Annotated in this window: 16 protein-coding genes, 1 tRNA gene and 2 pseudogenes; 11 read left to right on the top strand and 8 right to left on the bottom strand. The window is 65.4% G+C overall.

Going from position 1 to position 19408, the window contains the following annotated elements:
* The 4 genes and pseudogenes from HNP44_RS20755 to HNP44_RS20740 all read left to right on the top strand — a co-directional run.
* A pseudogene (locus HNP44_RS20755) lies at nt 1-150 on the top strand (pyruvate kinase); the annotation flags it as partial.
* Between the two features lie 14 nt (nt 151-164).
* Nucleotides 165-1055, top strand: coding sequence for an acyl-CoA thioesterase (locus tag HNP44_RS20750; RefSeq protein ID WP_259144875.1), 891 nt, complete (start codon nt 165-167; stop codon nt 1053-1055).
* Nucleotides 1052-1603, top strand: a complete 552-nt coding sequence (locus HNP44_RS20745; RefSeq protein WP_259144876.1) for a hypothetical protein — start codon at nt 1052-1054, stop codon at nt 1601-1603. The genes HNP44_RS20750 and HNP44_RS20745 overlap by 4 nt, the downstream gene beginning before the upstream one ends.
* A 6-nt stretch (nt 1604-1609) precedes the next feature.
* Nucleotides 1610-2338: a rhomboid family intramembrane serine protease gene (locus tag HNP44_RS20740; RefSeq protein ID WP_259144877.1), complete on the top strand. Its 729-nt coding sequence runs from the start codon at nt 1610-1612 to the stop codon at nt 2336-2338.
* A gap of 21 nt (nt 2339-2359) precedes the next feature.
* Here the strand turns inward: HNP44_RS20740 and HNP44_RS20735 are convergent, their stop codons facing one another.
* On the bottom strand, nt 2360-3331 hold the full coding sequence (locus HNP44_RS20735; protein ID WP_259144878.1) for a cytochrome c oxidase assembly protein: 972 nt from the start codon (nt 3329-3331) through the stop codon (nt 2360-2362).
* 136 nt (nt 3332-3467) lie between these two features.
* Between HNP44_RS20735 and HNP44_RS20730 the strand changes: the two genes are divergently transcribed.
* Nucleotides 3468-3776: a hypothetical protein gene (locus HNP44_RS20730; RefSeq protein ID WP_259144879.1), complete on the top strand. Its 309-nt coding sequence runs from the start codon at nt 3468-3470 to the stop codon at nt 3774-3776.
* 7 nt (nt 3777-3783) lie between these two features.
* On the opposite strand, the gene HNP44_RS20725 is transcribed toward HNP44_RS20730, so the two are convergent.
* Nucleotides 3784-4407, bottom strand: a complete 624-nt coding sequence (locus HNP44_RS20725; RefSeq protein WP_259144880.1) for an ANTAR domain-containing response regulator — start codon at nt 4405-4407, stop codon at nt 3784-3786.
* A 59-nt stretch (nt 4408-4466) separates the two neighbouring features.
* Here HNP44_RS20725 and HNP44_RS20720 point away from each other — a divergent pair, with 59 nt between their 5' ends.
* The 5 genes from HNP44_RS20720 (at nt 4467) to HNP44_RS20700 (ending at nt 11690) form a co-directional block, all read left to right on the top strand.
* Complete coding sequence (locus HNP44_RS20720) at nt 4467-5582, top strand: alpha/beta hydrolase (RefSeq protein ID WP_259144881.1); 1116 nt, start codon at nt 4467-4469, stop codon at nt 5580-5582.
* 37 nt (nt 5583-5619) lie between these two features.
* Nucleotides 5620-5696, top strand: a tRNA-Leu gene (locus HNP44_RS20715).
* A gap of 528 nt (nt 5697-6224) precedes the next feature.
* Entirely contained in the window at nt 6225-8510 is a 2286-nt protein-coding gene (locus tag HNP44_RS20710) for a serine/threonine-protein kinase (RefSeq protein ID WP_259144882.1), read from the top strand.
* 56 nt (nt 8511-8566) lie between these two features.
* Nucleotides 8567-9943, top strand: coding sequence for a hypothetical protein (locus HNP44_RS20705; RefSeq protein ID WP_259144883.1), 1377 nt, complete (start codon nt 8567-8569; stop codon nt 9941-9943).
* A 181-nt stretch (nt 9944-10124) separates the two neighbouring features.
* On the top strand, nt 10125-11690 hold the full coding sequence (locus HNP44_RS20700; protein ID WP_259144886.1) for a serine/threonine-protein kinase: 1566 nt from the start codon (nt 10125-10127) through the stop codon (nt 11688-11690).
* A gap of 454 nt (nt 11691-12144) precedes the next feature.
* On the opposite strand, the gene HNP44_RS20695 is transcribed toward HNP44_RS20700, so the two are convergent.
* The 4 genes from HNP44_RS20695 to HNP44_RS20680 all read right to left on the bottom strand — a co-directional run bounded on the left by HNP44_RS20695 (nt 12145) and on the right by HNP44_RS20680 (nt 16126).
* Nucleotides 12145-12600: a hypothetical protein gene (locus tag HNP44_RS20695; protein ID WP_259144887.1), complete on the bottom strand. Its 456-nt coding sequence runs from the start codon at nt 12598-12600 to the stop codon at nt 12145-12147.
* 41 nt (nt 12601-12641) lie between these two features.
* Nucleotides 12642-13001: an LppP/LprE family lipoprotein gene (locus HNP44_RS20690; protein ID WP_259144889.1), complete on the bottom strand. Its 360-nt coding sequence runs from the start codon at nt 12999-13001 to the stop codon at nt 12642-12644.
* Nucleotides 13002-14274: 1273 nt separating this feature from the next.
* The gene (locus HNP44_RS20685) at nt 14275-14886 is read right to left on the bottom strand and encodes a ScbR family autoregulator-binding transcription factor (protein ID WP_259144890.1); all 612 of its coding nucleotides are present in this window, start codon (nt 14884-14886) and stop codon (nt 14275-14277) included.
* Nucleotides 14887-14971: 85 nt separating this feature from the next.
* Nucleotides 14972-16126, bottom strand: coding sequence for a serine hydrolase domain-containing protein (locus tag HNP44_RS20680; RefSeq protein ID WP_259144891.1), 1155 nt, complete (start codon nt 16124-16126; stop codon nt 14972-14974).
* Between the two features lie 396 nt (nt 16127-16522).
* Between HNP44_RS20680 and HNP44_RS20675 the strand changes: the two are divergent.
* Nucleotides 16523-16732: pseudogene (locus tag HNP44_RS20675) on the top strand (TetR/AcrR family transcriptional regulator); the annotation flags it as partial.
* Here the strand turns inward: HNP44_RS20675 and HNP44_RS20670 are convergent.
* Nucleotides 16733-18631 carry a DNA/RNA non-specific endonuclease gene (locus HNP44_RS20670; protein ID WP_259144894.1) on the bottom strand — a complete coding sequence of 633 codons (1899 nt, stop codon included), beginning with the start codon at nt 18629-18631 and terminating at the stop codon, nt 16733-16735.
* Nucleotides 18632-18688: 57 nt separating this feature from the next.
* Nucleotides 18689-19384, bottom strand: coding sequence for an HNH endonuclease (locus HNP44_RS20860; RefSeq protein ID WP_310437702.1), 696 nt, complete (start codon nt 19382-19384; stop codon nt 18689-18691).
* Nucleotides 19385-19408 lie beyond the last annotated feature (24 nt).

Raw genomic sequence — 19408 nt, 5'->3', positions numbered from 1 at the left:
GCGATGATCAAGCAGGTCGATCACTCGTTGGAGGGGATCGGCCGGTATTCGAAGGGTGATCAGGTCGTTATCGTCGCTGGTGCGCCTCCCGGGACGATCGGCTCGACCAACCTGATCCAGGTGCACCGCATCGGCGAAGACGACCACTGACATACGCTCGTCGTATGACGGAGACACTCACCGATTTCGACGAGTTCCTCGGCACTCTGGATCTCGCGGAGGCGGGGGAGGACCGTTTCCTCGGTCGTCACCCCGCCAAGACCGCGTCCCGCACATTCGGCGGGCAGATCCTCTCGCAGGCGATCGTGGCCTCGGGCAACACCGTTCCGGGGGCTCGGGATTCGCTGTTCCTGCATGCCGCGCACACGCATTTCATCAACGGCGGTGAGACGAACGCCGACCTGGAGTTCGTGGTGCGGCGCCTGCGGGACACTCGCAACGTCGCGAACCGGCTCGTCTCGGTGGAGCAGGGCGGCACCGTCCTCGCGCTGATGCAGCTCGCCTACCAGACCGACGGCCGGAACCCGCTGGTGCACGGCGATCTCGCGCCCGCAGTGCCGGGCCCCGACGGCCTGCCGAACATCCAGGACACGCTCCAGGGCTACGAGGACGTCGTCACGATGTTCGTCGACGCCCCGCAGCCGATGGACATGCGCTTCACCAACGATCCGGCCTGGATCGCCAAGGGGAAGGGCCTGATCCAGGAGGACAACAACGTCTGGATCAGGGCCGCCGGCCCGCTGCCCGACGATCAGGTGATCCACGACGCGGCCCTGGCCTACGCCTCGGACACCACGATCCTCGACTCGATCATCACCCGACACGGACTGTCCTGGGGCTACGACCGGATCATGGCGGTCACGCTCAACCAGTCGCTGTGGTACCACCGCCGCGTCCGGTTCGACCAGTACAACCTGTACTCGTCGCATTCGACAGTGGCCGACGGCGGCCGCGGAATGTCCAACGGGCAATTCTTCGATTCGAAGGGCATTCTGGTAGCAAGCACCACCCAGGAGGGTGTGCTCAAGTACTTCCCGTCGAAGGGGGCGAAGTGACCAGCCAGGACACGCAGCAGCGTCCGATCCCGAACGTGCCGCAGGGCACGCCCGGCCGCGATTGGCGTGCGGAGCTGCCCCAGGCGCTCCCGCAGGGCCCACAACAGCCGTGGCGACGCCACGGCCCCGGTTCCCGCACCTGGGTCGGCGTCCTCACCGCAGTCGTGCTCGTGATCATGGCGGTGGCGGGTATCTTCGCCGTCTCCTTCGGATTCGCGACCACCGCCTTCGAGCGGCAGGGCATCGTCGTGCTGACGCCGTCCGAATACGTCGCCACGACCACCACCTGTTCCGGCGCACGCGACGCTGCGGGGGTCAGGGAGGGCGCGCGGATCGTCTTCAAGAGCGGAGCCGACAACTTCGACACCGAGCTCGGCGAAGGCGTGCTGCGCTCCGGACGATGTGTTTTCCCGTTCACGCTCTCGTCGGTGCACGCGGACCCGGACGTGAACTACGCGGTGACCGTCGGCGGCACTCAGGCCACCCCGGTCGCCGGTAGCGAGCTCGCCTCCGCGTCGGGCACCCTCATGGTCTCGCTCGCGGGCTAGCCGCCGGTGACCGCACTCGGAACGACGGTCCGCCGCGACTGGCAGCCCGTCGTGACCTACGCGTTGATCGCGGTCAACGTGATCGTCTTCGCGTTCAGCGCGAAGCAGACCGGCAGTATCGACAACAACATGGCCTCGTACGAGGTCGCCCGGTTCGCCCTGTCCGAGCAAGCCACCGCGAACGGCTGGTGGTGGACGGCTGTGACATCGGGATTCCTGCACTTCGGGCCGATCCACCTGCTGGTCAACATGTTCACGCTGTACGTCTTCGGGCGCGGCGTCGAGCAGCAACTCGGGCGGGCGCGGTTCGGCGCGATCTACGGGATCGCGTTGCTCGGCGGCAGCGCCGCGGTGCTGTGGTTCGGGCTGGAGAACACGATCACCGTGGGCGCCTCCGGTGCGATCTTCGGCCTCATCGGGGCGGAGCTGGTGCTCTACCTGAGGCTGAAGCTGAATCCGATGTCGCTGCTGGTGATCATCGGCGTCAACGTCGTCGCGTCGTTCACGATCTCGAGCATCTCCTGGCTCGGCCACCTCGGCGGCTTCGTCATCGGGGCTCTCGTGGCCGCGGGTTTCGTCTACGCACCCGAGCTGCTACCCCGGGACAAGCGCACCCGGCAGCAGGTCGAGGGCCTCGGCTGGGCGTGCGCCGGCGTCATCGCCGCGGTCGTCGTCGCGGCGATCGCCATCCGCTTCGGAGCCTTCCCAGGGGCGGACGTCTACACGCTGCGCTGAGGCGGAGCAGGACGGTGCCCGTCAGTGGCCCCGGTTCATCTCCCGCAGGCGCGCGTTGTAGGCGGCCAGGGCGGCCTCGTCGTCGTCGACGTCCACGTCCTCGCCGCCCTCGCCCATGAGCTGGCCGCGGCGCGCGGAATCGAGCCACGAGCCCATGCCTCCGCCGCGCTTGCCGGTGGCCTCCGCGGTGATCCACTGGAAGGCCACGACGAGCAGCAGGATCATCATCAGGCCGTCGCCGCCGAACCACATGATGGCGCCGGCCGCCGACTGGTCCTCGAGGCCAGTGGGGCCCCAGCCCACGCGCGACGCGGAGTAGCCGGGCGCCAGCTCGGTGGTGGTCATCATGAGTGTGACGCCGACGAGGGTATCTGGGCCCATGGCCAGCAGGAAGGACGCGAAGCGCAGCGGGTGCGAGAGCTTGGTGGGTCCGCAGAGCTCGTTGCCGATGAGCGGCAGCATGAAGATCCAGCCGATCACGAAGTAGCCGGCGTACTCGAGCTGCTTGAGCCACGGATTGTCGAGCGCGAGGTCCTGGAAGCCGGTGAGGTGCGTGCTGATCAGCGCGAACGCGTACAGCGGCAGGCCGACGATCGGGCTGGTGACCAGCCGGACCACCCGGTTGCCGAGGAAGGCCCGCACCCGGCGGTCGCCGGTCTCGCCCGTCGCCGTCGCGAGCAGCCGGATCGGCTCCGCGAGCACGAGGAACATCGGCACGACCGTGATCAGCACGAGGTGGACCACCATGTGCGCCCAGAACAGGTGCTTGGCCAGCTCAGCCATCACGCTGTTGACCGCGAGCACCAGGAGCGCCATCGCGACGAACCACGACAGGACGCGCGAGATCGGCCAGGCGACTCCGGCGCGCCGCGCTCGGACGGTGCCGTACAGGTAGAGAATGGAAGCGACGACCATGAGGCCCGTCACCACGGGGGTGAAGACCCACGTGTGGAGCGCGTCCGGCGACTGCGTCGCCACTGCTGAGGGATACATCGATGCCCGTTGTACCACCCCTGGCAAACTAATCCAACCGGCGTGTAACAAAGCGCGGCGGAGGATCGATGAAGGGACGAACGTCCCTGTCAGATCGCCTGGGTACCCGCCCCGGGCTCGAACGCACGGAGTAGAGATGCCGAAGGTCCCCGAGCCCACGCCTCAAGAGGTCCGCGACTTCCTCAGCCCTATCTCGCATTGGTCCCATCTCAAGGCCAACGCGGAGGAGCAGTACCGCAAGACGATCCTCGCCGCCTACGCCGCGCGGATCCCGATCGTGCACATCGCCCGTTACACGGGCACGTCGCCGCAGGCCGTCAAGAAGGTCATCGACCGGCAGAACGACAAGGCCACGAGCGATGCGCCCGCGTTCCCGAACATGCCGCGGACCGGGTACTACCGGGGCCAGCAGCTGCCCCCGTCGCGGTCAGTCCGCGCGGTCTAGCCGAACGTCAGGGCGCTCCCGCCGCGTCGTTAGGTGTGGCGGGGGTGCCCAGCGTGTCGATCACCAGGTGCGCGACGGTGCGCATGTCGGTGCGGCGGTCCATGGCGGTCCGCTGAATCCAGCGGAACGCCTCCGGCTCCGAGACGCCGTGTGCCTGCATGAGAATGCTCTTCGCCCGGTCCACCAGCTTGCGGGTCTCGAGCTGGCCGGAGAGCGTCGTCACTTCCTTCTCGAGTGCCTTGAGTTCGGCGAACCGGCTGATGGCGATCTCGATCGCAGGTACGAGGTCGGCCTTCGTGAAGGGCTTGACCAAGTACGCCATCGCGCCCGCCTCGCGGGCCTTCTCGACGAACTCGCGCTGGCCGAAGGCGGTCAGCATCACGACGGGGGCGATCCGCTCGCGGGCGATGTCCTGCGCGGCCTCCAGGCCGTTGAGGACCGGCATCTTGACGTCCATGATCACCAGGTCGGGCTGCAGTTCGCGGGCCTTCTCCAGGGCGACCTGGCCGTTCTCGGCCTCGCCGACCACGTCGTAGCCCTCTTCTCGAAGCATCTCGGAGAGGTCCATGCGAATGATCGCCTCGTCCTCGGCGACGAGCACGCGGTGCGGGGTGGGCTCGGTGTCCTTCATCAGGGGGTACGTTACCGGGCGGCGGAAATCGGGCCCGCTGCGCGCGGTACCGTAGGCCCATGAACGTATTGAGCCTGACTCAATTGCGCGAGCGTGCCGGCAACCTCTGGGCGCTGACTCTGGGGGAGGGCATCCGCCCCGTCGAGCGCACCCCGCACGTCGTCGTCGCCGACGGTCCGCATCGCACCCTCCGCCGGTTCGCCTCGGATTCCGACCGCGTTGCGGCCGCCGTGCCCGGCGCCGCGCCGGTGCTGCTGGTGCCGCCGATCGCCGCGCCCGCGACGTGCTACGACCTCTCGCCCGAGACGTCCGTCGTCGCGCACCTCGCCTCGACGGGACGCGTCCCCTACGTTGTCGACTTCGGCGAGATGGGCTACGGCGACCGCGGCCTCGGCTTCGAGGACTTCGCCCTCGACATCATCCCGCAGGCCATCGCGCGGGCTCTGGAGGACTTCTGGGGCGGACAGGTGCCCGACGGTGCCGGCGTCGACCTGTACGGCTGGAGCCTGGGCGGCACGCTGTCCTTCCTCGCCGCGGGCGCGTCGACGGAGTCCGTCCGCTCGATCGTCTCCATCGCGACGCCGCTGAAGTACGCCGCGCAGCCGCCGTACCCGCTGGTGACCTCACTGATGAAGCCGGTCGACGGATTCGGCCCCGGCGCGCTGATCGCGCTCATGGGCGGCATTCCCGCGCCGATCGTGCAGGTGGCCTACCGCGCTACCTCGTGGGACCGGGAGCTGAAGAAGCCCAAGTTCGTGCTCCAGAATCTCGGCGAGCCCGAGAAGCTCGCGCGCATGGAGGTCATCGACCGCTTCCAGCGCACTTTCCCCGGCTACCCCGGCAAGCTGGCGACGCAGCTGTGGGAGCGGCTGATCTTCCGCGGTGAGCTCGCCGCCGGTGAGGTGCAGCTGGGGGAGCGGACGATCGATCTGCACTCCATCGACGTGCCCATCCAGCTCTTCGGCTCGCACCGGGACGCGCTGTGCGCGTGGGAGACCGCGCGACATGGTGTGGATCTGTTCACCGGCTCGCCGCGCGTCGAGTTCGCGACCGTCGAGTCCAGCCATCTCGGCCTCGTCGCCGGCCCCGACGCCGTCCGCGAGACCTGGCCCGTGATCGACGCCTTCCTCGCGTCCGTGGATGCCGAGTCCGAGGCCGCCGACCCCGCCCGGTAAGCTAGCTCGGCTGGCCGTCTCCGACGGTCCGCCGGACGCCCCCGTAGCCCAATTGGCAGAGGCAACGGATTCAAAACCCGTCCAGTGTGAGTTCGAGTCTCACCGGGGGCACCACATCGCCGCAGGTAGGCGGCTTGCCAAGCAGTCTATATGGGCTGTTGGCCGCGCTCGTGGACGCATTGCGGAGACACCTCGCTGCCTGGTCTGTGCCTATGGACGCTCCGCGTGACGGCTCGGTGCACCAAGCCGCGTGGCCCGCGAAATCGAGCGCGTCGGCGACCGCCGAGAAGATTCGTCCGACCTCGGGCACCGGGAGCGGACCGCACGACGCGAGCTTCGCCACGTCGGTGCCGTCGATCAGCTGCATGCAGATCCCAACCGGCCGTCGTCTTCACCCTGGTCATAAACCTGCACGATCGTCGGACGAGACAGCCCTGCCTGCCAACTCCGCCTCCCGGTGGAGGAGGGCACGGATGTGCGTGTCACCGCTGACCTGCGACGTATCCCTGTACCCGACTTGACCGTACTTGTGCGAGACCTGGTGTCCCGGTGACGCCCGTCTCGATGCAGACTGACGTGCGCGTCGGAATAATCCAAGCCAGCGCCAACCAGTGCGTGGCAGCATGACTACGAGGAGGGGTGATGTTGCAAACAGGTGACGATTTCGCTGGGTACCGGATTGAGCGGCTACTCGGCGCCGGTGGCATGGGTGAGGTGTACGTCGCGCGACACCCGCGGTTGCCGCGGTCCGATGCACTGAAGGTGCTGGCACCACAGTTGGCAACGGATGATCACTATCGTGCTCGGTTCGAGCGCGAGGCCGATCTTGCCGCTGGCCTGGCCCATCCTGCGATCGTGACCGTGCACGATCGAGGTGAGTACGACGGCCGGCTCTGGATAGCACTCGCCTACATCGAAGGTGCAGACGTCGCGAAAATCTCTGCTGAGCAGCAGCTCTCCAACCCCGCGGTCACACAGATCATCGCCACCGTCGCGGACGCGCTCGACTACGCCGGCGGTCGCGGACTCGTACACCGCGATGTCAAACCTGCCAACATTCTGGTGAGCACCGATCATCGCGTCTTGCTCACCGACTTCGGCATTGCACGGATGAGCGACGAAGTCAGCTCGGACCTCACCGGCACTGGTGTAACCGTCGGGACGTTGAACTACGCGTCGCCCGAGCAGTTGCGCGGGCTCCCCGTCGGACCTCGATCTGACCAGTACTCACTGGCGTGCACCGCCTACCAGCTTCTCGCTCGGACCGCCCCGTACGCGAGCAGCAACGCGGCGAGCGTGATCACAGGTCATCTCGTCGAACCGCCGCCGAGCATCCGGCTCGCCCGGCCTGACCTCTCCCCGGCTGTGGATGCCGTTCTGGGCCGAGCCATGGCCAAGGATCCCACCCACCGTTTTGGTTCCAGCGTTGAGTTCGCCACCGCACTGGAGGCAGCCCTTCTTGACGACCCGCCTCCGCCTACAGTGTCCAGTGCCATGCAGGCCGAAGCACACTCATACCCACGTTCGGCGGGGTACGGTCTGGACCCCACTGATCTACGCGATCCGGAGAGTACGCACCTGCGCGGTCAAGATCAGCTACACGTCGCTTCGGGGGAATCACGACCAGCAGGTCGCCGAACGCCGACAGTAGTGCTGGCAGCTGCAATTGTGGCAGTTCTGCTGGTCGTTGCTGGTGGCTACGGGGGGTACCGGTGGTGGCTGTCGTCGAACCAGGCGCACCTGCCTATCCAGGATCCGACGGCGGAGGCCGCTGCGCTATCGCGGACGTCGGTCTCGCCGTTGCTGCCGTCGCTGGAGCGTAAGCCAGATGGCTGGCGCTGGCAGGTTGCGACCGGCCTGACTTTCAAGGCCGCCGATGAGAAGACCGCAGTCTTCGTCCGCTCCGCCGAGATCAATCCTCAGATCCTTCCCCTCGACGCAGCGACCGGCAAAGCGCTGCGCGGGCCAATCCCCTACGCCGGAGGCGCTACCTTCCAGTGCGCGGTCCACGGCTCGAAGTTCGCCTGCGCGCAATCACAGCTTGTGACCGTGCTCGACCTGGTATCAGGAGTGATGTTGCGTCTCTCCGAGCCTGCGGGAAGCGACATCGCCTTCCTGGGGGACATCCTGGTGACCTACACGAGTCACGGTGGCGGGAAAGCCGCGGCAGGTTACCGCCCCGATGGATCCGTGGCCTGGCGCCTCGCCGGTGAAATGGTGAAGGTCTACCCGGAAGCAGGAATGGCGATCGCCATTACAAAGCCGTCACCTTCCGACCCCTTCGCCAAAGGTGAGACACGCATTCTCGCCGGCGACGGCCGGGTGCTCCTGCAACGTGACCGGACGACCCTCGAGACCACCGCAATCAGCGGTTCAGCCGCCGGGCTACTCATGAAGACCACAAGGGGACCGTTCGAAGCAGTGGACCGCAACGGCGCCGTGAGGGCACTTCCGGCAGAATGGTCACCCGCCGACGACTGCTGGTGCGACGAGCCGGCGTCGCCGCTGCCAGTGGTATATAGGAGCGTCGGCGACAATATTCTCGTCGGCACCGTCAATCCCGCGACGGGCAATGTGCTGTGGACCCGAAGCATGTTCGCGATGCGCAACAAGGGACGTACGAACGACTGGACTGTTCGCGCGTCAGGAGTGGGCACGAAAACTGTCGCCCAGTTCTATCAACCGTCGTCAGAAGACAATCAGGTGTATCCGACCGAGATGTGGGACGCATACACCGCTGAGGGCGGGGCGTTGAACGTGACGGGCGACCTGATCGGCACTGATGGAGCGCGAGGACTGGCGGCGGGAAGGCAGCGACTTGCCGCTCTTGCGCCGAACCAACTGGCGGACTTATGGACAATCAATCCCGGTGGAACAGCCACGGCCGACGGGGGCGGTGTCTACATCGACAACAAGCGGGTCCTCTAACGAAGTTGCGCTCCCGCCGGCTCCCAGATCGAGACAGGCACTCAGAAAGTTCGAGCATGAGACGATTTCACGCTGAATACTCCACACGCGAACAATGCTACGAGATCGGGATCGAAGTCCCGACAGGGCGCTTCTATCTTTCCATTCCTGTCGGAACCGGGATGATCGACTACGACGAGTACTACTACCTGTCCGAAAACGAGCATCGACACTTCATGAACAACACCGACGCAGCAACTGCATTCGCGGACGAATGCCGAAACCATAGACATGACGCTCGACTGATCATGAAACCCGGTAGCAACCGCGGCGCACCAATCTGGCCGATTCGACCGAACCGCGGAAGTCTGAACGAGAAGCACGCGGATGCACACAAACACGATCCTCCGCCGCCTTCCGCCGCCCAGACATTCCCGAGCGAGGCACAGAACGAGACATCAAGACCCACGGAAGGGGCCAACAGAATGGCCATCGAGGACCGCCCCTATGACGCAAACGCTTCCTCGGTGTCCATCGTCCGCACTGCACCCAAATCGAAAAGGCCACAAACCACGGACGCGATACTGCTCGCAATCGGATTGGCCGCTGGAGTGATCGTGTACCTGATGGGCATCGGCTGGGGACTCCTTGTCGTGCTAGTCGTTCTTGGACTCGGCGTTCTTCATTTCATCTCGCTAGCTCGAGCTAAAACGGCGGTTGGGGAGCCGCTGATCACCGTCAGCGCTTCGGGAATTCAATCGAAGGGATTCTCGTTGCCGTGGGACCGCGTCGTCGCGATGGAATTCGTGTTCGCTAAGGCCCAGTACTTGCCCAATGCCTCCACTAAGACCAAAGCCACCGATCGCGCTGTCAACTCTCTCGTTGTGACTTCAACCGATCGCGACGACAACGGTAGCCCTCTTCAGTACGGAACCACCCTTCTCGGTAACAACTACTCCGACAACTTCAACGAACTTCGGGCCGCCGCTCAGCGGTATTGCCCTCGGATCCAGTTCAGAACCGAAATTGGTAGCGCTGACTACGCGCTTCGCGCCGACCAGGTGGAACGGTCGATGGAAGAACTAGTGAAAAGCGGGAAGATCACCATTCGTAACGGCCGCGGTCGATCTACGGGTGCTTCACTAGATACCGACGGCTTTACCAACGAGGGATCAACAATTCGATGGGCGGACGCCTCATTCGTCATTGCTTACACCTACGTCCACACCACCCAGACGAGCTTTGGCGACGCAACTAAACGAAAGCAGCGACTGGCGATATTGCAGACGAAGCAGGACGCGTCCGGAAACCACATTCCATTCCGATTCGGCTTTCTCGGATTCGACTACATCGGCTACGGGCCCGATTGGTCTCCGTCGATCGAGGAACTCGCAGTATTGATAGATCGTATCGCGCCCCATGTGCGATTCATTGACCAGCGAACCGGCAGCTGAAGAATGACCTGCCATTGCCACGCGTCCCACGACGCCGGGATGGCGAATGGTCTTCAGCATGGCCATACGTCAATTGATCAGCGTCTTCGAAATAAAAGTGCCCGAAATCCGGTCTAGTCGGAGATTCCTGGCCATCAGGGATCGCGCCTTCTTCTGCTATCTTTCGTTCGGGAGGTGAGCGATGCTGCAGGTTGGGGAAGTATTCGCCGGATACACCGTGGAGCGGCAGCTCGGCGCCGGTGGGATGGGCGAAGCGTATGTCGTCAGACACCCACGTCTACCGCGGCGCGAGGTGTTGAAACTCCTCGCCGCGCACCCGGCTGATGACCCGCAGCTTCGTGCGAGGTTCGAGCGCGAGGTGGATCGCGCAGCGTCGCTGAGTCACCCGAATATCGTGGCGGTGCACGATCGGGGCGATACCGACGGCCGGATGTGGATCACGCGGGACCATGTCGACGGCATAGACCTGTCCGAGTACGTGCGGCAGGGTCCAATGCGTACCGGCGAGGTCGCGCGGGTCGTCGGCGACATGGCTGTCGCACTGGACTTCGCGGGAGCGCAGGGACTGATCCATCGGGACGTGAAGCCCGCGAACATCATAATCAGCACCACAGGCCGGGTGCTGCTGACCGATGTCGGGATCGCTGCGCTAGGGGTGGACAACTCGGAGGTGACGGGAACCGGGATGGCGTTGAGCACGATCAACTACGCCTCGCCCGAACAGCTGCAGGGGCAGCCGGTGGACCCGCGGTCGGACCAGTATTCGCTGGCGGCGACCGCGTTCCACCTGCTGACGGGTTCGGTTCCGTTCGCCAACACCAACGCCGGTGCCGTCATCGTGGCGCATGTGACCGCGCCGGTACCCAGTGCGCAAGCCGCCCGTCCGGAACTAAGTTCACGCGTCGACACAGCGATCACTCGAGCGATGGCAAAGTCCCCGGCAGACCGCTTTCCGTCAAGTGCCGCGTTCGCTGCAGAACTGACTGCCGCGCTCGCCGAAACCCGCACAGCGGCTGCAGCTGCGGCCGAGCCCACGATAGTGCGGGGAGATCCCACGGCGTTCTCGAACCTGCCAGCCGTCCCCGACGAGTTCGATCCGACCCAGCTCCGCGCCAGCGCCCAGGTGCACCCGAACCCGCCCGGCCCACCATGCGAGTTCGATCGCACGCAGCGACGTGCCGACGCTCAGCCGCCGTTCAAGGCGACGCGACAACCGGCGAAGTCCAAGGCGGTCGCAGCGCGACTATCAGGCGTCGTTGCCGCGGCCGGCGGCGCCACGATGGCAGCAGGGGCGTTCATGCCCTGGATGCAGTCCGCATACCCAAGCACGGTCGTGCAACCGGGTAGGCCCGACTCCTACATCGCACGCGTCCGCGGGATCGGGATCCCTGAAATTCAAGCGATCTACCCCGGTGGGACTCCTTACGACATGCTGTGGGGGTCCGCCTGGTCAAGTTTCGGGATAGCCACGCTCTGGATCGGGGGCATCGTGGCCGTCATCGGACTCGTCACGTTGGCCGTACCGCGGCGGTTCATCGCAGTATCCGGTGCCGTGCTCGCCACCATCGGCAGCGTGGTCGCGGTCGCCGCTATTGCGAAGCCGGCGCTCTGGGATCGCTGGGCGGACCACCCCGGCGTCAGCGTCACCAATTCGGTGATGTCGGGACTGTGGCTGGTCACCGGCGCCGCGATAGTCGCGCTTGTGGCATTCGTGACGGCGGCGATTGTGTCGCGGCGGGGTGCCTGACGTTCGCGAGCCGAACAAGCAGCAAAACAGCCGATGGGTCTAATCCGTGTGCCGCCGACGCCGAAGGCGGCCCACTGTGTGTGTAACTGGGGTGCGTCGTCGGGTGATGGAGCGACGAGTTGGCCACGCGAGGAGAGCAGGGGCTGATGAGGACGTCGCTCCGGGTGGCCGGGTGCTCGTGTGCGGCTCCAGCGCCGGCTTGCCGCGCTGTGAATACCGCAATGACGGGGGAGACAAGTCTCCCAGACGGGCCCTGTTCCTGTCGTCATTCGCTGCGCTCGTCGATACTGCATCACGGGTCTGCTACCAGTGACAAAGACCCGAAGGGGAACCGCACAATGCCGCACTCGTCTGCCTATCTCACGGACTCGACGACGTCGTGCATGCCAATGGTCCGCTGCCACCAGCCTTACCAACACCGACGCCCTGATTCGATCGCGGCGCAGCCACTAGGTTAAAGAACGTACTCGGCGATGCAGCCGCCGGGCATGTCTGCTTTGCCTGGCGTTTTCACGGTCGAGGTCATGAACAGGTGGAGTTTTCCCTTGCCGGTCGGGACGTTGGGAATCCAGACGGTGGAGACCCGGTTGTTGGCGACCTGGATCGAGCCGTTGGTGGTGCCGGACTTGCCGGTGTCGAGGTTGCGCCACTGTACCTGCGCTTCGAGTACGGGGTAGCCGCTGCTGGGCACCGCCATGCGGTAGGCGGCGAAGTTCAGGGTGTCATCTGTGCGAGATCCGTCCGGGCGTACGCCCTTGCCGACGGCAAGTCCGGTTCCGTTAGCGGCGGTTTGGCAGAGGGTTGTTTCTGCTCCGCGGATGGGTTCCGCGGATGCAGCGCCAGCGCCGATCAGGGACGCAGTGAGCAATCCGGCGGTGGTGAGGGTGAGGGTGGTTCGGATCCTGTTCAACTGGGGACTCCTTGGTATTCGGGCGGATTCGGGAGACTGCTTTAGTGTTGGGGTGGAAAATTGCCGGTTCGGGTGATCGTGTCGCCTGCGTATGTGGCGGTGACTGTGGTTGGTCCGCCGGTCGCGCAGCAGAACGCGTCCTGTGGATTGAGCCACTTGTACGTGACGGTCACAGAGTTCTTCGAATGGCCGCTGACCTGGGTGTAGGAGAGGGGCTGGGGTTCGACGGTTCCGAGGTACCGCCCGTCCGCGAACAGCAAGACGCGTGAGGGGGCGGTTGCGTCGCCGTAGCCGGTTCCGATGGCGCGAAGGTAGTCCAAACCGCAGCCATCTTTGAGGAGGTTGTTGCTGGCGTCGGCGATTTCCCAGCGACCTCCGTGCGGGTCGGCTCCGAGCGACACTAGTGCTGTGTTCGCCAGTGAGGAGTTCAGGTCGAAGCACAGGCCATGCCCGCTGCCGTTTCTTCGGGTGGCGGATCCTGTTGTCCCTACCGTCACCGGCGATGTGGTTGTGCTTCCTGTTGCAGGGGGTTGGGCCGTAGCGGGTTGCCGTTGCACGCGGCTCGGAGGGGGAGCGCCGACACTGCCACCGCTGCGAGGCGGTGACTCAGTGGCTGTGGAGGCGACCGCGGTGAGGGCAGGCGTGCTCGTCGTTTCGGCGACGTCGGGCGCGGTCCTGCCGCAGGAAGTGAGTGCCGTAACCGCCGTGAGAGCTGCAGCCGCGACGACCGCACATCGGTGGTGGACCCTCATCGCGCGGTGAACTGTCCGGTGCAGCGATCAGTGGCTACGAGAGCGTTTCCGGGCCCGTATGTCGTCGTCACGTCCGCGATCACCTGCACCGGGCCCGTACCGACCGGTACGGAGTACCACGACGTTCCACCGGCAGTGCTGCCGGTGACAGTGCTGTGCCCGGTGGCGCCGGTGTCGAGGTTTCTCCAGGTGTAGTGGGCTGATTGGGGGCGGAGTACCCGATATACCAGGTAGTTCCTCCACCGATGAGATCGTAGCCCGCGCCTGGCCGACCGGGCTCTGCTTGAACGTGGAAATACTTGCCGGTGCAGATGGCGGGACTGGTGGGGTAGCCCGCCGCGTTCACCGTCGCGACCGCGGCAGTGGAACCAGCTGCGGAGAGAATGACGACGGCCGATAGACCGTGAGAGATCTTGCGGTTCATGTCTGCTCCTTCTAGCTTCCTGAGTTCACATAGGTGTTCAGAGTGGGCAGGTGCCTGTTGAGGTCAGTGGACGGTGATGCGCACGACACCCGATCCGAATGCCTGTTAGTTGCCGTCGGCAAATGGGATGTCGGGTGATTCCCGGCAGTCGTTACGCCCCCCCGCGCAGGTGCCCATCGGGCGACCGAGTGCAACACGCAAGTCGCCAGGAGCCGTGCGCCGCCGCGAGGCCAGGTTCAGAGGGGGGCGAAGCCGGTCGAGATCCAGTGGGCGATGACGATCACGACATCGGCGACGAAAGCGATGCCGGCGCCGACGATTACTCCGATGATGTCCATAGCGGTCCCCTTTGCTGACTGATCGAACGGTGCCGGGCGGCGCCCGCTACAGAAACATACGGCGCATGCGGTTTGTAGACAACCGCTAAGTCCCGCTTGATGTGAGCTTGGCGGTCAGCGTTCCTCGCGTCGGATCACTCTTTATAGGTCGTGACCAGCGTCAACGATCACGAAGAGGCCGCAGGTCCAACGCTGCTGCACGATCTGCAGAAGCGAGCGTTGGCGCAAGTAACTGCCACATGGCATGGGTACGATCGGTCAGGTCTTCTCGCGCGGACACGGCTTCGCTGATCAACTGCCCGCCCGTCACGCACGCTACGAGTAGGTTGGCCGCCGCCTCGACTGGTACGGCGAGCTCTCCCCGTGCCGCGGCTGCATCGAAGTGAGTGTGCGCGTCATTGAGCCACAGCTCATACGGGTTAGCCTCCCCCGGTTGACGTTCGAAGGTGTTCCTTTCCAGGGTAAGTCGAATGCTGGCCTGGACCTGAACGTCGGATTGCAGTGCCTGCGCGAACAGGTAACTCAAGTCCACGAGGTGCTGCAGCGGATCCTCGTCGTCGAGAGTTTGGCAACGTCGCCAGACGAACTGCTCAGCCACGACCGCGCGCGCGAGTGCCTCTTTCGAGCCGAAATGAAAGTACGCGGCACCCTTGGTGACTCCGGCCTCTTGCAGGATCTCCGCGATCGTCGCTGCGGCGTACCCTCGTCGCTCAAAGATCACAGCCGCCGCCTGAAGGACCACGGACCGCGTTTCCACCGCACGTTCTTGCATAGTGCTCGAGTATCCCACTCGCGAGCTCTCTCCCATCGGCAGGTGGGCCGCCTCCGACGAGGGTGTTGTGCGTTACCTCGAAGGATCACCCCGCACAGAGCGCCGCTTCCAGCATCTGGATTGGCCACGTCGCCGTTCCAGCACCGGTGGGTTCCTGCGTGAGGACGATCGAGGCGGAGTGCTGCCCGTTGAGGGTTGCCGCCGCCACGCTATGAAATCCCGGGATATCTCCGACGTGACCGCGCACGGTGATGCCGCACCGCAGGTGAAATTCCATCAATCCCAAGCCGTAACGGGTACCGGGGACGGGGAGCTCGTGCGAGCTTGTCATGGAGTTCTGCTCGAGCATCAACCTCAGGGGTATCACTCGGCCTCGTGCCAGTGCAGCGATGAAGGTCGTCAAGTCCGCCCCGGTCGAGATCATCGCGCCGGCTGTCCAGGTTGCTGAAGGCTCCACGTCGTCGATGACCTTGGACCGCCCGTCGACCAGCTCATAACCGCGGCCGTGCACTCCCGCAATATCCGACTCCTGCGGCGGCGGGAAAGTCGTATCCCTCAGTCCGAGAGGTGCGGCGATGCGATCGTGAACCTCGTTGGAGAAGCTCCGACGAGTGACCGCTTCTACAATCATCCCTGCCACGATGTAGTTGGTGTTCACGTAGGCAGTCTGAGTGCCAGGGGAGAACTGTGCCGGATGACGAAGAGCCAATTGGATCAGCTGATCCGGGCTGAAGGCCGGCGGTCCGGGCTGCATCGCCTGAAGCAACTCCGGCTCGTTGAGATACTCCGGAAACCCGGACTGGTGATGCAGAGCCTCCCGAACCGTTATCCGCGACGGATCGACCGTGCTGTTTCCGGGAAGCTGAGGGAGGTATCGACGTAGGGGCGCGTCGAGTTGAACCTTCCCCTCATCTACGAGTTGCAGGACCACCGCAGCGACAAATATCTTGGTGATAGAGCCGATGCGAAACCTTGCCCGTTTGGGAAACGGGGCTTCTGGTTCGAGAGCGCCCCTCCCTGAGACGTATTCATCGACGTTGTTACCGCTGCGGATGGTCGCTGAACCTCCGATTGAACCGCCAGAGGTGATCGCTCGGTCGAGAGCCCGCTGTAACTCTGTAGCGATAGCCGGCCGGGAACTGTCGCCCTCAGGGGTAGAGGGCAGTGGCGTCCCACAGCCGCAGGCCAGCAGGACACAGACCACCAAAAACGCGCGGAGTCGAGCAAGCAGAATTCTCATACCGGGAGCATCCCCCCGCGAGGTACACCAAAGATCCCCCTCATGGGCGATCCCGACTCACCTGGAGGTGGCGATCAGATCGGCGAGATATCGCACACGAACCCCTTACGCTCAGCCATCAGGACACGTCCTCCGACAGGGTTCGTCCTGGCATCCGCGAGGTTCGTGCGCGACCCGCGTAGCGATACACATCCACAGTGAACACCTCTGCGAGATCATCGATGCCGCGGACGACCTGTTTGCGCAGTGAGCTTCCGCATGGTGGGCCGACTGCTGCGTCACTTGCCGGAACTCGTCCGGGTGATCTTGCGCCAGGGGATATTCGGTGCTGCTCACAGACCCCGGTCTACGTCCCCGTGTGCTTGAGGACCTCCGCCGGGAGGCAGCACCGGACGGCTCACCGTCCCGGACGTCGAGATGGCGCTGATGATGTCGGGCGGAGCGCTTCTCGGGTTGATCCAGCTCCTCGACGCTGACCCGGATCGCGACGACGCCCGGGCCTCCGACGACTACGTCCGGCACGTCCTGCTTCAGCTCGGTCTCGAGCGGGAGGACGCCGACCGCATCGTGGCTCTACCGCTTCCGACGATCGCGCTGCCGGTCTGACTACCAGGCGATGTCGCCGACGCTCGCCAGCGGTCGGTGGTCGGACAGGCTCTCCGGTACCGCGTAGGTGTCACCGGTGTGCAGCTGGTCTGGGAAGCGCAGCTTGGTCCGTTCCTCGATCGTCGGCAGGCTCACCTGGTAGGCGCGGAATTCGTCGAGGTCGAGTGCCTCGAGCCGGTCGAGGTTCTGGGTGAGCAGGAACCCTCGGGCGATGAGCTTGCCGTCGCCGACGAATGCGACGACCTTGAAGAATTCGCGGGGGAGTGCGACGCCGCGGTAGGTGCGGTCGTCGTCGCCGAAGACGGGTCCGCCGAAGACGCTGACCTTGAGGTTCTCCGCTTCGGCGTCGGTGAGGACGGCGTTCTCGATCAGACCCCAGATACCTTGGCGGGCACTCTGGTTGAAGTCTTCGACCTGCGGGGACATGTTGGTGTAATAGAACGAGTCGGTGTTGGCCTGCTCAGCCTCGGACGGGCTGCCCCAGGAGAGGTCTGCCCGACGGGCGACGTGCCCGCGGTCTATCCGGTTGCCGGCGTACAACTCGTTCCCGACCTGGGTGTCCGCGGGGAGGCGGGGATCGAGGACGAACTTCGATCCGGCGCGGTCGATGCTCGTGAGAGTGGTGCCGTCGATGTTCCAGGCGACCCAGCGGGCGAGACGCCGCGATCGGCTCTGCGTCAGCGAGAAGTGCGTGTAGTCGATGATCGGGCTGCCCTCGACCTCGACGGCGTCGTCGGCCAGGCTCGCATCCACCGCGGGCATCGGCACCGTGATGCTGAGGAAGTCGGGGTCGTACCCGGCGCCGATCCGCGCAGCCGGGGCGGCCTGCGCGGAGGGGGCGCCGGCCGGTGGTGTGAGGGTGATGCCGAGCTTGGTGAACACCGACTTCCCGAGGCAGGCGAGCGCGTGCTCGTCCGGGCTGCCCGTGGCCTCACCGCCGAAGTGCAGGCCGGCGAACACTCCTGTGGGGCGGCCGTTGGCGGCTTTGAACAGCCACACGGCTCCGGAGTCTCCACCCATGCTGATCTCATTGTCGGGGGCGGGGTTTCTGGGGTCCGGCCCGATCTCGAAGCCGCCGATCTGTTGCTCCCCGACGTTGCCGCCGTAGCTGATCTTGACGACGACGTCGATGCGGCGCACGAGGCCGTGGGTCACGCCGGTGGTGCGGCCGCTCTTGATCACCTTGTCGCCGAGTTCAGGTTCGCCGAGCTCGGTCGGCGCGACGGTCAGTCCGAGCGGTTCGGGGGCGAAGCCGCGATCCTCGATGGTGGCGACGGCGCAGTCGCCGGCGACGCCCAGGTGCGAGCGGTGCAGCACCCCGAGGCGGTTGTCGTCCACCCGGTCGTCGTCGTAGGCGCCCGGCTGGACGACGGTGTCGCCGATCGTCCCGTCGGGGCCGTTGAGGACGTGCCAGTTCGACAGGATCAGTGGGGTGCCGTCGGTGCGGTCGTAGACGATCGCGCCGATGGTGCCGGCGGAGACCTTGACGTTGCCGACGCTGATGCCCGGGCGGATCGGGTCCAACCGGGCCTTGGCCTCGGCCGGTGCCGCTTCGGGTTCGGCGACGACCCGGTACGAGAGTTCGTAACTGCGCTCGAGCACATCCGTCGGCACTGTGACGCCGTCGACCTCGACCGACTCGGGCAGCAACACGGTGCCCAGGCTCTCCAGGGCCTCGGGTGCGACCTTCCGGCGCACGGTGAACTGGACCGCGACAGTGTCAGAGGGCTTGCCGTCGACGACCTTGTGACCGATCCCGACTGACGTCACGTTCGGATCCGCGAGGAAGTCGGAGGCGCGGACGCGCACGAACCTGCGCAGGGCCTCCGTCGAAGGCGCAGGCGCATCCTTGGCCTGTTCGGTCGACGGTGCTGTGGGCTTCCGTTTGTTTCCGGCCATAACTTCAACGGTAGGCGAGATTGTGGGATGCGGCTCGGTGAGAACGCGCCCAATGAGCTATGCGGCGTGTCTCGGTGCGACGGACCGGTACGTGTGGCCGGACGGCGTCCGCGTCTCGAGGGTGTGCCTGCCCGACGGACCGTCGACCGCGCGGGCCCGCCACCCGACTCCCTCCTTTGCGTAATTGCAAGCCGCGCAGAGGCCCTGACCGTTCTCGTATTCGGTGGCGCCGCCGGAGGCGTGGCGGTGGACGTGGTCGATGTGGGCGATCGGTGCGTCGCAGTACGGCGTGCGGCAGTACTGGTCGCGGGCGGCGATGAGATCGGCGAGGCCCTCCGGAAACTTCCGCGACCGGGAGTCGAGGGCGACCATGGCACCACTATCCGGCCGGACGTACAGCCGACGGATCCAGGCAGTGCCATTCGCGGTCGCTCGACCCACGATTTTCCGAGCGATCTCCGCAGGGAGTGACCCGCCGTCGCGGACGTGGGCGGCCCCGGGTTCGTCGGAGAGGAGGACGCTCGCAGGCATCGTCAGGTTGACGGTCACGTCCTGGCCGTCGACGACCGCGCGTCCCGTCAGGCGCTCGTAGGCGAGGTCGGCCATGATCTGTGCGAGAGTGCGAACCTCGCCGGCAACGCCTTTGATCGCTGCGGCGGCGGCGCGGATCGCCGCGTACGCGCCGACTCCGTGCGCCATCGGCATCAGGATGCTGAGCCGCGTCATGACGTTGGGGACAGGGCGGATGGTCACGCCGCGGTCCTTGTCCTCGCTGGC

It is taken from the genome of Tsukamurella ocularis, from assembly GCF_024807615.1.
Classification (GTDB): Bacteria; Actinomycetota; Actinomycetes; order Mycobacteriales; family Mycobacteriaceae; genus Tsukamurella; species Tsukamurella ocularis.
Note: the sequence above shows the minus strand (reverse complement) of the source record. Positions and strands in the feature narration are given on the sequence as shown.

What these genes read in the sequence shown, in the direction of transcription:
- HNP44_RS20730 (WP_259144879.1), top strand. Translation starts at nt 3,468, where the DNA reads ATGCCGAAGGTCCCCGAGCCCACGCCTCAAGAGGTCCGCGACTTCCTC.
- HNP44_RS20680 (WP_259144891.1), bottom strand. Translation starts at nt 16,126, where the DNA reads ATGAGAATTCTGCTTGCTCGACTCCGCGCGTTTTTGGTGGTCTGTGTC.
- HNP44_RS20670 (WP_259144894.1), bottom strand. Translation starts at nt 18,631, where the DNA reads ATGGCCGGAAACAAACGGAAGCCCACAGCACCGTCGACCGAACAGGCC.
- HNP44_RS20735 (WP_259144878.1), bottom strand. Translation starts at nt 3,331, where the DNA reads ATGTATCCCTCAGCAGTGGCGACGCAGTCGCCGGACGCGCTCCACACG.
- HNP44_RS20685 (WP_259144890.1), bottom strand. Translation starts at nt 14,886, where the DNA reads ATGCAAGAACGTGCGGTGGAAACGCGGTCCGTGGTCCTTCAGGCGGCG.
- HNP44_RS20720 (WP_259144881.1), top strand. Translation starts at nt 4,467, where the DNA reads ATGAACGTATTGAGCCTGACTCAATTGCGCGAGCGTGCCGGCAACCTC.
- HNP44_RS20700 (WP_259144886.1), top strand. Translation starts at nt 10,125, where the DNA reads ATGCTGCAGGTTGGGGAAGTATTCGCCGGATACACCGTGGAGCGGCAG.
- HNP44_RS20705 (WP_259144883.1), top strand. Translation starts at nt 8,567, where the DNA reads ATGAGACGATTTCACGCTGAATACTCCACACGCGAACAATGCTACGAG.
- HNP44_RS20710 (WP_259144882.1), top strand. Translation starts at nt 6,225, where the DNA reads ATGTTGCAAACAGGTGACGATTTCGCTGGGTACCGGATTGAGCGGCTA.
- HNP44_RS20725 (WP_259144880.1), bottom strand. Translation starts at nt 4,407, where the DNA reads ATGAAGGACACCGAGCCCACCCCGCACCGCGTGCTCGTCGCCGAGGAC.
- HNP44_RS20750 (WP_259144875.1), top strand. Translation starts at nt 165, where the DNA reads ATGACGGAGACACTCACCGATTTCGACGAGTTCCTCGGCACTCTGGAT.